Source organism: Amycolatopsis sp. CA-128772 (assembly GCF_002904295.1).
GTDB lineage: Bacteria > Actinomycetota > Actinomycetes > Mycobacteriales > Pseudonocardiaceae > Amycolatopsis.
This window is the reverse complement of the sequence record NZ_PPHG01000009.1, coordinates 133,438-145,438: the sequence shown is the minus strand read 5'-3', so window position 1 is coordinate 145,438 and position 12,001 is coordinate 133,438. Positions and strand designations below refer to the sequence as shown.

Here is a 12,001-nt window from a genome sequence, read left to right as displayed (position 1 = left end):
CGCGCAGCCGCGCGGTGGTCACGAACACCACGCCGGTCGCGGCCTACCGCGGCGCGGGCCGCCCGGAGGCGACCGCCGCCGTCGAGCGGGCGATGGACCTGTTCGCCGCCGAGCTCGGGCTGGACCCGGCCGACGTCCGGCGGGTCAACTTCATCCGGCCCGAGGAGTTCCCGTACCGGACGCCGACCGGCGCCTTCTACGACACGGGGGAGTACGCGGCCGCGCTGGACAAGGTCCTGGCCGCCGCCGGCTACCCGGAACTGCGGGCGCAGCAGCAGCGGCGGCGCGAGGCGGGGGACCCGGTCGAGCTCGGTCTCGGCATCGCCGCCTACGTCGAGATCACCGGCGGCGACGGCGGTGGCGAGAGCGGCCGGGTCGACATCCATCCGGACGGCTCGGTCGTCGCGTGGACCGGCAGTTCGCCGCACGGGCAGGGCCTCGGCACGTCCCTGGCCATGCTGCTGTCCGACCGGCTCGGCGTGCCGCTGGAGAAGATCACCGTCCGCCACGGCGACACCGACGAGGTGCCGAAGGCGATCGGCACGTTCGGCTCGCGGTCGCTGCAGCTGGGCGGCTCGGCGATCCGGCAGGCGGCCGACGCGGTGATCGCCCAGGCCCGCGAGCTGGCGGCGGACCTGCTGGAAGCCGCGTCCGACGATCTGGAACTGGACGTCGAGCGCGGGGTCTGGCAGGTGCGCGGCGCGCCGTCGAGCACCGTGCTGAGCTGGGCGCAGGTGGCTGAAGCCGCCTCGGACGGCAAGCTGACCGCCGACGTCTGGTTCGGCGACGGCCAGCCGACGTTCCCGTTCGGCGCGCACCTCGCCGTGGTCGAGGTCGACACCGAAACCGATCGAGGTCCGGCACCCGCATGCCCGGGCGCAGCCGCCGCTTCCCCCGGTGCGGCGAAGGAGGGTGACGCTGAGCGTTTCCGGGAATCGTCCGGGGTACTCGCGGGGTTCACCCTCCGAGCACCCCGGACGAGAATGGGACCGAACATGAGCGCGAAGAACTCCGGCACCTTCACCATCGGCGGCGACCTGCCGGTCACCCGCCTCGGGTACGGAGCCATGCAGCTGACCGGGCCCGGGGTGTGGGGCGACCCGAAGGACCCGGACGAGGCCGTCCGCGTGCTGCGGCGCGCCGTCGAGCTGGGCGTCACCCTGATCGACACCGCCGATGCCTACGGCCCGTTCGTCGCCGACCTGCTGATCAAGAAGGCCCTGCACCCCTACGCCGACGACCTGGTCATCGCGACCAAGGCCGGCTTCACCCGGCAGGGGCCGGACCAGTGGATCCCGGTCGGCCGGCCCGAGTACCTGCGCCAGCAGGTCGAGCTGAGCCTGCGGCACCTCGGCGTCGAGCGGATCGACCTGCTGCAGCTGCACCGGATCGACCCGCAGGTTCCGGTGGCCGAGCAGGTCGGGGAGCTCAAGAAGCTGCAGGACGAGGGCAAGATCCGGCACATCGGCCTGTCCGAGGTCGGCGTCGGCGACCTCGCCGAGGCGCAGAAGACCGCCGAGATCGCCTCCGTGCAGAACCTGTTCAACCTGGCCAAGCGCGACGCCGAACCGCTGCTGGAGCACGCCACCGAGCACGGCATCGCCTTCATCCCGTGGTTCCCGCTGGCCACCGGCGCCCTCGCAGGGCCGGACAGCCCGCTGACCGCGCTCGCGAAGGAGCACGACGCGACGCCGTCGCAGCTCGCGCTGGCGTGGCTGCTCAAGCGGTCGCCGGTCGTGCTGCCGATCCCGGGCACGTCGTCGGTCGCGCACCTCGAGGACAACGTCGCCGCCGCGGACATCGAGCTGACCGACGCCGAGTTCGACGCCCTCGGCCAGGCCGTCTAAGCCGGGAGCACGTTGATCAGCGGCCGGGACAGCGGTGCGATCAGGACCGTGTTGGCCCGGTCCGGCCGGATCCGCTCGCGGAGCTTGCGCTCCAGCGGGCAGGTCCGGCCGCCCGCGCGGAGGCTGGACGACTCGAGGCTCTTGAAGCCCCCGGGCTGCGGTGCAGGCCGATCGGGTACTCGTCGGTGAGGCGAGCCGTGCCGAAGTCGTGCGTCCAGCCGGTGACCGTGACCAGCGGCCGCCGAAGGCGTCGGTGAGCCGGCGCCCGCAGACGAACGCGAACCAGCCGCTGATCGCCAGGAGCTTCTCGCGGCCCCGGGACGCGCTCCTTGGCCGCGTCGCTCCAGCCCTTCGCCGTCTCCTCGGCGGACTTCGCCCCCTTGCCGCCTTCTTCAGCGCGTTCGCCGCCCCTTCGAGGGCCGCCTTCGACCGGCCCGCGCCCTTCGCCAGGCCCTCCAGCTTCTCGACGACCTTCGCGATGCGCGTGCTGATCTTCTCCGCCAGCACGCCTCCTTCGACGACCGTGTCCGCGATGAACGCCGCGATCGTCCCGCCGAACGTGCACCACGAGGCCGCCGGCGCGGCCAGGGCCTTGACGATCAGCTCGCCGACGAACGACGAGATCAGGTCGCGGATCAGCCCGCGCTCGGTGCCGACCAGCGCCGCGCCGGTGTCCATCGCGAGGTTGCCCCAGTCGCCGGTGCGGGCGTCGGTGAGCGTGGCCGCCGCGTCGTTGAAGCTGCCCGCGCCGCCGGTCTGCGCGCCCAGGTTGCCGAGCTCGCCCTTCGAGCCGTCGCCCATCCCGCTCCAGAAGCCGCCGGGGGCCTCGGCCGTGGCGACCAGGGAGTGCTCCCTCACGCCGGCAGCCTTGCCGATGCCTTCGAGCAGGCACTTCGTCCGGTGTTCGTGCTCGCTGAACGTCGTGTGCGCGGTCTTCACCCGGTCCGCGGCCTCGTGGCCGGCCGCGACCGCCGCGGCGAGGAAGCCGCCGGCCGTGCTCAGCCACGCCTGGATCGGCAGCGCGAAGACCTGCCCGACCAGCCCGGAGGCGTCGAAGTCGAGGGCCTGGGCGGTGTCCGCGGCGTCGAGCGCCTCCTGCACCTCGGCGGCGATCTCGCGGACCTCGTCCTCGTGGCCGCCGAGGACGGCGAAGTCGACCTTCATCGCCATCAGTGCCCCCGGCGCAGGATCGAAGTGTCGAAGTCGTCGTCGGACGGCGGTTTCCGGCGCGGTTCTTCCGCCGGTGCTTCGGGCGCCGGAATTTGTTCCTTGAGGAATTCCATCGCTTCGCTGCGTTCGCCGATCACCGGCGCCATGATGCCGGTCAGCTGCTGCGCCGCGTCGATTTGCGCCCGGCGGGCGGCGGCCAGGACGGCCTGGGCCAGCCGGGTCCGCGGCTGCTCGTCCGCGCTCGGGCCGAAGGCGAGTTCCTGCAGCGCACCGGCGGTGTTGACGGTGACCGTGACGGCCCCGTCGGCGCTCGTGGCGGTCGCCGAGACGCGCTCGAGCCGCGCCTTCGCCTCGGCCGCGCGCCGGGCGATTTCGGGCATACCGGCCGAAGCCGGATCAAAACTGTTCACGGCGCCCTCGGAAGCCGGGGAAAGGGACCTGGCTCAGAGGGAGCAAACCGCTTTCCGGTTCCCGGTTCAAGCCGGAAAAGCCGTGGTGGAAGAATGCACGGGAGTCCGTTTGCGTGCTCTTTACCGCACGCGGGCGGCCCGTGTTGAGCGCGACCGGCTCAGGCTTCCGTAAACTCGGATCGGAGCAGCGAGCGAGGTAGGTGAGGAACCGGTGGCCAACGCGGAGGAGCGCCGCTTCGACGTGCTGCGCGCGATCGTGGCCGACTACGTGTCCAACCAGGAACCCGTCGGGTCCAAGGCGATCGTGGAGCGGCACAACCTGGGTGTGTCGAGCGCCACCGTGCGCAACGACATGGCGACGCTCGAAGAAGAGGGCTACATCACGCAGCCGCACACCAGCGCCGGCCGCGTCCCGACCGACAAGGGGTACCGCCTCTTCGTCGACCGGCTCTCGGAGATCAAGCCGCTGAGCGCCGCCGAGCGCCGCGCCATCACCACCTTCCTCGACAGCGGCACCGACCTCGACGACGTCCTCAAGCGCTCGGTCCGGCTGCTCGCGCAGCTGACCCGGCAGGTCGCCGTCGTCCAGTACCCGATGCTGACCAACGCCAAGGTGCGCCACCTCGAAGTGGTGCCGCTCACCCCGGCGCGGCTGATGCTGGTGCTGATCGCCGACAACGGGCGGGTCGACCAGCGCACGGTCGACCTCGGCGACGTCGTCACCGAAGAGGACGTCGCCCGGCTGCGCACCGTGCTCAACGACGCCATGTCCGGACGACGGCTGAACGACGCCGCGGCGCGCGTCGCCGAACTGCCCGACAAGTCGCCCGGCGGGCTGCGGGACGCGCTCATCCGGATCACCACCGTGCTGGTCGAGTCGCTGGCCGAACACCCGGAAGAGCGCCTGGTGCTCGGCGGCACCGCGAACCTCACCCGCAACGTCGCGGACTTCCCCGGCTCGCTGCGCCAGGTCCTCGAAGCGCTCGAGGAACAGGTCGTCGTGCTCAAGCTGCTGGCCGCCGCGCGCAACCCCGGTGCGATCACGGTCCGCATCGGTGAGGAAAATGAGGACGAGCAGATGCGCAGCACCTCGGTCGTCTCGATCGGCTACGGCCGCGACGACCTGGTGCTCGGCGGCATGGGGGTGGTCGGCCCGACCCGGATGGACTACCCCGGCACGATCGCCGCGGTGCGCGCGGTCGCCAACTACGTGGGGCAGATCCTGGCCGGCCGCTGAGCCGGGCAGAGCAGAAGGAGAAGCAGAGACGGTGGCGAGGGACTACTACGGCATCCTCGGGGTGGCCAAGAACGCGAGCGATCAGGAGATCAAGCGCGCGTACCGGAAGCTGGCCCGGGAGCTGCACCCCGACGTCAACCCGTCGGAAGACGCGCAGCACAAGTTCGGCGAGGTCACGACGGCCTACGAGGTGCTGTCCGACCCGCAGAAGCGCAAGATCGTCGACCTGGGCGGCGACCCGATGGACGGCGGCGCGCGCGGCGGCGGTGGCGGCGACCCGTTCGCCGGCTTCGGCGGCCTCGGCGACATCATGGACGCCTTCTTCGGCGCGGCCGGCGGTGGCGGCGGACGCGGGCGCGGCCCGCGCAGCCGCGTCCAGCCCGGCTCCGACGCGCTGATCCGGCTCGGCCTCACCCTCGAGGAGTGCGCGACCGGCGTCGACAAGGAGATCGCGGTCGACACCGCGATCGTCTGCGACCTCTGCCGCGGCGCGGGCACCAGCGAGGGCACCTCGGTCAAGACGTGCGACACCTGCGGCGGCGCCGGCGAGGTCCAGTCCGTCCAGCGGTCGTTCCTCGGCCAGGTCGTCACCGCCCGCCCCTGCCCGGTCTGCCGCGGCTTCGGCGAGGTCATCCCCGACCCCTGCCGCCAGTGCGGCGGCGACGGCCGCATCCGCGCCCGCCGCAACGTCACGGCGAAGATCCCGCCGGGCGTCGGCGACGGCATGCGCATCCGGCTGTCCGGCCAGGGCGAGGTCGGCCCGGGCGGCGGCCCGGCCGGCGACCTGTACGTCGAGATCGACGAGACGCCGCACGAGGTGTTCGTCCGGCAGGGCCACGACCTGCACTGCAACTTCCGGATCCCGATGACGACGGCCGCGCTCGGCGCCACGGTGCCGATCTCCACGCTCGTCGACGGCGACTACGACCTCGGCATCGAGGCGGGCACCCAGCCCAACGCCGAGCTCGTCCTGACCGGCAAGGGCATGCCGCGGCTGCGGTCGTCCGGCCGCGTCGACGGCCGCGGCGACCTGCACGTCCACATCGACGTCGTGGTCCCGACCAAGCTCGACGACGCCCAGCGGGAACTGCTCGTCGAGCTCGCGCAGCAGCGCGGCGAAGAGGTCCCGACGCTGGCGTCCAACGGCACCAAGCACGGCGGGCTGTTCTCCAAGCTCCGCGCCAAGAACCACCGCTGACCGTGCCCGGCACGACCCTCCCGGTCTTCCTCGCCGCGTCGGTGCCGTCGTCGGGCCACGCGGTCCTCGACGGCGAGGAAGCCCGGCACGCGGCCACCGTCCGCCGCCTGCGCGCCGGCGAGCGGCTGGTCCTGACCGACGGCGCCGGCGCGATGGCCCGGTGCGTCGTCGACGCCGTCCAGGCCGGACGGGACCCGCTGCTGACCCTGACGGTCGAGTCGTCCTGGACCGAGGAGCCACCGGCGCTGCGGATCCTGGTCGCACAGGCCCTGGCGAAGGGCGACCGCGGGGAACTGGCCGTGGAACTCGCCACGGAGGCCGGGGCCGACGCGATCGTCCCGTGGCGGGCGGCCCGCAGCGTCGCCAAGTGGGAAGACGGCGGCCGCGGCGACAAGGCGCTCGCCCGCTGGCGCGCCACCGCCCGCGCCGCGGCCAAGCAGGCCCGGCGGGCCCACGTCCCCGACGTCACCGAACCGGTGACTACGCGCGAGCTGGCCGGGCTGGTGGCCACGATGTCACTGGCGATCGTGCTGGAGTCCGACGTCCCCGACCGGCTGACGGACCTGCCCCTGCCCGATACCGGCGACATCCTGCTGGTCGTGGGCCCCGAAGGCGGCGTCACCGACGAGGAACTGAGCACCCTCCGAGACGCGGGAGCGCGGGCTGTCCGGCTCGGGACGACGGTTCTCCGCACCTCGACGGCCGCAGCCGTCGCGTTGGGCGCACTAGGGGCCCTCAGCACGCGGTGGAGCTGAAAGATCACCTAAAAAACCGGCGACATTTTGCGCCGAGTTATGGCGCGATCACACTCCGACCCGTTACTCTCGTTTACTAACGCACCACACACTGTTTCGGGTGCGCCACTGGGAAGAACACGGACCCCGCCGGGCACCTCCCCCCTCGGTCCGGCGGCCGCCGCGGTTGCGGTAGATCGACCCCCAGGGTCTACCGCGCCGCGGCATCTTCTCCCTCGCTTCGCTCGGTTCAGATGCCGCTTTGCGTTCGTTGTGTTTTCTGGGGGTCAAACCCCCAGACCCCCAGCCGGGGCGAGCCCCGGACCCCCGCGGGTTTTGCTTGGTGTCTGGTGTGTGCGGCGTGTTGCGGGCTCGGTGGCCTTCGGCCTTCTCGCTGGAGGGGTCGGGGCCCGGGCCCCGGGGGCGTGTGGCGTGGGGCCGGGTGGTCCGGGTCGGTAGGGTCCTCGCATGAGTGAGGACGAGACTCTCTTCGAACGGGTCATTGCCGGGGAAATTCCGGCCGATGTCGTCTACCAGGACGAGACCACCTTTGCCTTCCGGGACATCCGGCCGCAGGCGCGGGTTCACGTGCTCGTCGTGCCGCGGAAGCGGTACCGGAACCTGGGGGAGCTCGCCGCCGGGGATCCCGGGTTGCTGGCCGATGTTGCCCTTGCCGCCCGGAAGGTTGCCGAGAGTGAGGGGATCCTCGAGAGCGGGTACCGGGTCGTCTTCAACACCGACTCCGACGCCGGGCAGACCGTCTTCCACGTGCACGCCCACGTGCTCGGCGGCGAACCGCTCGGGTTGTTCGGGGCTCCCGACGAGGACTAGGGAAACCGGCCTGCGTCCTGTCGGCGGGTGCCAGTAGCATCGGTGGGGTCCGTTCTCCCTCACCGAGAAAGCAGGCCTGAGGCCACGTGGCCGGAACCGTACCGGGTGGTGCCGCCCGACCCGACGTCCCCGGAGACGTCGCCAAAACCGAGGATGCCGCCGTCCAGGCCGCGCAGTCCCGGTTTCCCATCCCCGACGCCGCCGCGCTGAGCCTGCTCGGCTCCCGCGACGAGAACCTGCGCGTCGCCGAGGAGCTCCTCGCCGCCGACGTGCACGTTCGCGGCAACGAAGTCACCCTGACCGGCACACCCGCCGACGTCGCGTTCGCCGAACGCGTCTTCGCCGAGCTCGTGCAGCTCGCCGCCGGCGGGCAGCAGGTCGGGCCCGACACCGTGCGCCGCACCGTCGGCATGCTCTCCACCGGCGACGCCTCGCCGGCCGAGGTGCTCAGCCTCAACATCGTCTCGCGGCGCGGGAAAACCATCCGGCCCAAGACGCTGAACCAGAAGCGGTACGTCGACGCCATCGACAAGCACACCGTCGTCTTCGGCATCGGCCCCGCCGGCACCGGCAAGACGTACCTGGCGATGGCGAAGGCCGTCCAGGCCCTGCAGGCCAAACAGGTCACCCGGATCGTGCTGACCCGCCCGGCCGTCGAAGCCGGCGAGCGCCTCGGCTACCTGCCCGGCACCCTCAACGAGAAGATCGACCCCTACCTGCGGCCGCTCTACGACGCGCTGCACGACATGGTCGAACCGGAGTCGATCCCGCGGCTCATGCAGGCCGGGACGATCGAAATCGCACCGCTGGCCTACATGCGCGGCCGCACGCTGAACGACGCCTTCATCATCCTCGACGAGGCCCAGAACACCACGCCGGAGCAGATGAAGATGTTCCTCACCCGGCTCGGCTTCGGGTCCAAGATCGTCGTCACCGGCGACATCACCCAGGTCGACCTGCCCAGCGGGCAGCGCAGCGGCCTGCGCGTGGTGCGCGACATCCTCACCGGCGTCGAGGACCTCCACTTCGCCGAACTGACCAGCCAGGACGTCGTCCGGCACCGGCTCGTCGCGAGCATCGTCGACGCCTACGAGAAATGGCAGGCCGTGCAGGACGCCCAGCAGAACGACGGCTGGAAGGGCAACCGGCGTTGAGCATCGAAATCGCCAACGAGTCCGGCGTCAACGTCGACGAGACGTCCATCGTCTCCGCCGCCCGCTACGCCCTCGACAAGATGGAGGTCAGCCCGCTCGCCGAGCTGTCCATCCTGCTCGTCACCCTCGAAGTCATGGAAGACCTGCACGAACGCTGGATGGACCTCCCGGGACCCACCGACGTGATGGCCTTCCCGATGGACGAGCTCGACTCCTCCCGCCGCCCGGACGCGCCCGACGCGTCACCGGCGCTGCTCGGGGACATCGTGCTCTGCCCGGCGTTCGCCAAGGACCAGGCCAAGACCGCGGGCCACGCCCTGATCGACGAGCTGCACCTGCTCACCGTGCACGGCGTCCTCCACCTCCTCGGCTACGACCACGCCGAACCCGCCGAGGAACGCGAGATGTTCGCGCTCCAGAAGCGCATCCTCGGCGAGTACCAGGACGCCGTCGCCGCCCTGGACAAGCGCGACGCCCAGCGCAGCACCGACGACCGCGTCCTCGGCATCGCCGGGCTCGAATCCCCGGCGGCCGCCGCCGAACCACCGGCCGGGGAAACGCCCTAGTGTCGCGCGTCCCCGCTCCCGGCCCCGCCCCGAACGCCCCAATGTGGCGTTGGTTGCGTCAGACGCACCCAATGTGGCGTTCGGTGCGTCTGACGCACCGAACGCCACATTGGGGCGCTTGCGGCCAGACCTCGGAAGCGCCCTAGGCGTCAGCCATGGAACAGCTCTTCTTCGCGATCGCGCTCGTCCTCCTGGCCGGCGTGTTCGCGGCGGCCGACGCGGCGATCAGCACCGTTTCGCAGGCCCGGGCCGACGGCCTCGCCCGGCTCGGGCTGCCCGGCGCCCGCCACCTCGCCGCCGTCGTCGCCGAACGTCGCCGGCACATCAACCTGCTCCTCCTGCTGCGCCTCGGCTGCGAGCTCACCGCGACCGTCCTGGTCACCGTGTTCGTCGGCACCCGCCTGGCGCCGCTCGGCCTCGCCGTGCTGGTCACCGCCGTCGTGATGGTCGTGGTCAGCTACGTCCTGATCGGCGTCGGCCCGCGCACCCTCGGCCGGCAGCACCCCTACCGCATCGGCCGGTACGTCGCCGGGCCCGTCCGCGTCCTCGGCTCGGTCCTCGGCCCGCTGTCGCGCCTGCTCATCCTCATCGGTAACGCCATCACCCCCGGCCAGGGCTTCCGCGAAGGCCCCTTCACCTCCGAGGTCGAGCTGCGCGAGCTGGTCGACCTGGCCCAGGAACGCGGCGTCGTCGAGGACTCCGAGCGCGAGATGATCCACTCGGTGTTCGAGCTCGGTGACACCGTCGCGCGCGAGGTCATGGTGCCGCGCACCGAGATCGTCTGGATCGAGCGCACCAAGACCGTCCGGCAGGCCCTCGCCCTCGCCCTGCGCACCGGGTTCACCCGGCTGCCGGTGATCGACGAGTCCGTCGACGACATCGTCGGCGTCGTCAACATCAAGGACCTGATGACCGGCTACCTCGACCCCGGCGGGCCGAGCACGGTCGTTGACTCGGTGATGAACCCGGCGTCCTTCGTCCCCGACTCGAAACGCCTGGACGAACTGCTCAAGGAGATGCAGCGCTCGCACAACCACATGGCGATCGCCGTCGACGAGTACGGCGGCACCGCGGGCCTGCTCACCATCGAAGACGTCCTCGAGGAGATCGTCGGCGAAATCACCGACGAGTCCGACGCCGACGAACGCCCCGAGGTCGAGGAGCTCGACGGCGGCGCTGTCCGCGTCTCGTCCCGGATGACCGTCGACGACCTGGGCGAACTGTTCGGCATCGACCTCGAAGACCACGACGTGGAGACGGTGGGCGGGCTGCTCGCGGAACGACTGGGTAGGGTCCCGCTGCCGGGGGCCGAAGCCGAGGTCGCCGGCCTTCGGCTGTTCGCCGAAGGGGGCAAGGACCGGCGCGGCCGGATGCGGATCACCTCCGTGGTCGTGCACCCGGCCGACGCCGAAGCCATGACGGACCCCGTCGACCGGACGCGCCGCCGCACGCGCCTGCCCCACCCCGACGAACGCGACAGGAGCGTCGAACATGCCTGACCTCGAGGCCGAGGACCAGAAACTCGTCACGCTGGCCAGGTCTTCGCGCGCCCGCATCCAGGCCCCCGAGGGCGCCGCGGTCCGCGACACCGACGGCCGCACCTACGCCGCCGGCACGGTCGACCAGCCGTCGTTCAAGCTCACCGCGCTCCAGGCCGCGGTCGCCGCCGCGCTCTCCAGCGGCGCCGAGGGCATCGAGGCCGCCGCCGTCGTCACCGGCGAAGGGCTCCTCAAGGGCGCGTCCGTGCACGCCGTGCGCGACATCGCGAAGTACGCGCCGATCATCCTCGCCACCCCGGACGGCGAAATCCTCGAGGTGCTGACCCGATGACCGAGCACCGTTCCGGTTTCGCCTGCTTCGTCGGCCGGCCCAACGCCGGCAAGTCGACGCTGACCAACGCCCTCGTCGGCACCAAGGTCGCGATCACTTCCAGCAAGCCGCAGACCACCCGGCACGCCATCCGCGGGATCGTCCACCGCGAGGACGCCCAGCTCGTCCTCATCGACACCCCCGGCCTGCACCGCCCGCGCACCCTGCTCGGCGAGCGGCTCAACGACATCGTGCACACGACGTGGTCCGAAGTGGACGTCGTCGGGTTCTGCGTGCCGGCGAACGAGAAGATCGGCCCCGGCGACAAGTTCATCGCCGCCGAGCTGCAGAAAATCGCGAAGCGAACCCCGGTCATCGGCATCGTCACCAAGACCGACCTCGTCCAGCCCCAGCAGGTCGCCGAACAGTTGCTCGCCCTGCAGCAGGTGATGGAGTTCGCCGAGCTCGTTCCGGTGTCCGCAGTGGACGGCTTCCAGGTCTCCACCCTGGCCGACCTGCTGGTCCGGCGGCTGCCGGAGGGCCCGCAGCTCTACCCGGGCGGCGAGCTCACCGACGAACCCGAGCAGACCCTGGTCGCCGAGCTGATCCGCGAGGCGGCGCTGGAAGGCGTCCGCGACGAGCTGCCGCACTCGATCGCCGTCACCGTCGAGGAAATGCTGCCCCGCGAGGGCCGCGACGACCTCGTCGACGTGCACGCGTTCCTCTACGTGGAACGGCCCAGCCAGAAGGGGATCATCCTGGGGCACAAGGGCGAGCGGCTGCGCGAGGTCGGCGCCGCCGCCCGCAAGAACATCGAGGCGCTGCTCGGCTCGAAGGTCTACCTCGACCTGCACATCAAGGTGGCCAAGGAGTGGCAACGCGACCCCCGTCAGTTACGCCGGCTCGGCTTCTGACGCAGCCGGCGAGCGGCGGCGGAATTCCTGGTCTCGATTCGGTCGCGGCGGGACGAAACACGGGGCACGCGATGATCTCGCCCCCTACAGTCGCGGCTTCGACCACACCGCGGCCGGTCGGGGCGGCGGCG

The 12,001-nt window shown here is 71.6% G+C and carries 11 protein-coding genes; 10 read left to right on the top strand and 1 reads right to left on the bottom strand.

All coding sequences use genetic code 11. The features are described 5' to 3' along the window. A partial coding sequence (locus tag C2L59_RS48595) for an oxidoreductase (RefSeq protein WP_233223266.1) occupies positions 1-1,847 on the top strand: 1,847 nt, incomplete at its 5' end. A 1,169-nt stretch (positions 1,848-3,016) separates the two neighbouring features. On the opposite strand, the gene C2L59_RS04220 is transcribed toward C2L59_RS48595, so the two are convergent. Next, on the bottom strand, positions 3,017-3,397 hold the full coding sequence (locus C2L59_RS04220) for a YbaB/EbfC family nucleoid-associated protein (RefSeq protein WP_199198906.1): 381 nt from the start codon (positions 3,395-3,397) through the stop codon (positions 3,017-3,019). A gap of 241 nt (positions 3,398-3,638) precedes the next feature. Here C2L59_RS04220 and hrcA point away from each other — a divergent pair, with 241 nt between their 5' ends. The 9 genes from hrcA (at position 3,639) to era (ending at position 11,870) form a co-directional block, all read left to right on the top strand. Continuing rightward, complete coding sequence (gene hrcA / locus C2L59_RS04215; RefSeq protein ID WP_103348178.1) at positions 3,639-4,664, top strand: heat-inducible transcriptional repressor HrcA; 1,026 nt, start codon at positions 3,639-3,641, stop codon at positions 4,662-4,664. A 31-nt stretch (positions 4,665-4,695) separates the two neighbouring features. Next, a complete protein-coding gene (dnaJ, locus tag C2L59_RS04210; protein ID WP_103348177.1) occupies positions 4,696-5,862 on the top strand; it encodes a molecular chaperone DnaJ in 1,167 nt (388 codons plus the stop codon). A gap of 2 nt (positions 5,863-5,864) precedes the next feature. Then, positions 5,865-6,617, top strand: a complete 753-nt coding sequence (locus tag C2L59_RS04205; protein ID WP_103348176.1) for a 16S rRNA (uracil(1498)-N(3))-methyltransferase — start codon at positions 5,865-5,867, stop codon at positions 6,615-6,617. 447 nt (positions 6,618-7,064) lie between these two features. Then, a complete protein-coding gene (locus tag C2L59_RS04200) occupies positions 7,065-7,427 on the top strand; it encodes a histidine triad nucleotide-binding protein (RefSeq protein ID WP_103348175.1) in 363 nt (120 codons plus the stop codon). Positions 7,428-7,513: 86 nt separating this feature from the next. Continuing rightward, entirely contained in the window at positions 7,514-8,581 is a 1,068-nt protein-coding gene (locus C2L59_RS04195; protein ID WP_103348174.1) for a PhoH family protein, read from the top strand. Beyond that, complete coding sequence (ybeY, locus tag C2L59_RS04190; RefSeq protein WP_103348173.1) at positions 8,578-9,147, top strand: rRNA maturation RNase YbeY; 570 nt, start codon at positions 8,578-8,580, stop codon at positions 9,145-9,147. Before C2L59_RS04195 ends, ybeY begins: the two co-directional genes overlap by 4 nt. 155 nt (positions 9,148-9,302) lie before the next feature. Next, the gene (locus tag C2L59_RS04185) at positions 9,303-10,646 is read left to right on the top strand and encodes a hemolysin family protein (protein ID WP_103348172.1); all 1,344 of its coding nucleotides are present in this window, start codon (positions 9,303-9,305) and stop codon (positions 10,644-10,646) included. Beyond that, positions 10,639-10,977: a cytidine deaminase gene (locus C2L59_RS04180; RefSeq protein ID WP_103348171.1), complete on the top strand. Its 339-nt coding sequence runs from the start codon at positions 10,639-10,641 to the stop codon at positions 10,975-10,977. Before C2L59_RS04185 ends, C2L59_RS04180 begins: the two co-directional genes overlap by 8 nt. Beyond that, entirely contained in the window at positions 10,974-11,870 is an 897-nt protein-coding gene (gene era, locus C2L59_RS04175; protein WP_103348170.1) for a GTPase Era, read from the top strand. The genes C2L59_RS04180 and era overlap by 4 nt, the downstream gene beginning before the upstream one ends. Positions 11,871-12,001 lie beyond the last annotated feature (131 nt).

Coding starts and splice junctions, on each gene's coding strand:
- C2L59_RS04185 (WP_103348172.1), top strand. CDS start 9,303: ATGGAACAGCTCTTCTTCGCGATCGCGCTCGTCCTCCTGGCCGGCGTG.
- C2L59_RS04180 (WP_103348171.1), top strand. CDS start 10,639: ATGCCTGACCTCGAGGCCGAGGACCAGAAACTCGTCACGCTGGCCAGG.
- C2L59_RS04220 (WP_199198906.1), bottom strand. CDS start 3,397: ATGCCCGAAATCGCCCGGCGCGCGGCCGAGGCGAAGGCGCGGCTCGAG.
- C2L59_RS04200 (WP_103348175.1), top strand. CDS start 7,065: ATGAGTGAGGACGAGACTCTCTTCGAACGGGTCATTGCCGGGGAAATT.
- era (WP_103348170.1), top strand. CDS start 10,974: ATGACCGAGCACCGTTCCGGTTTCGCCTGCTTCGTCGGCCGGCCCAAC.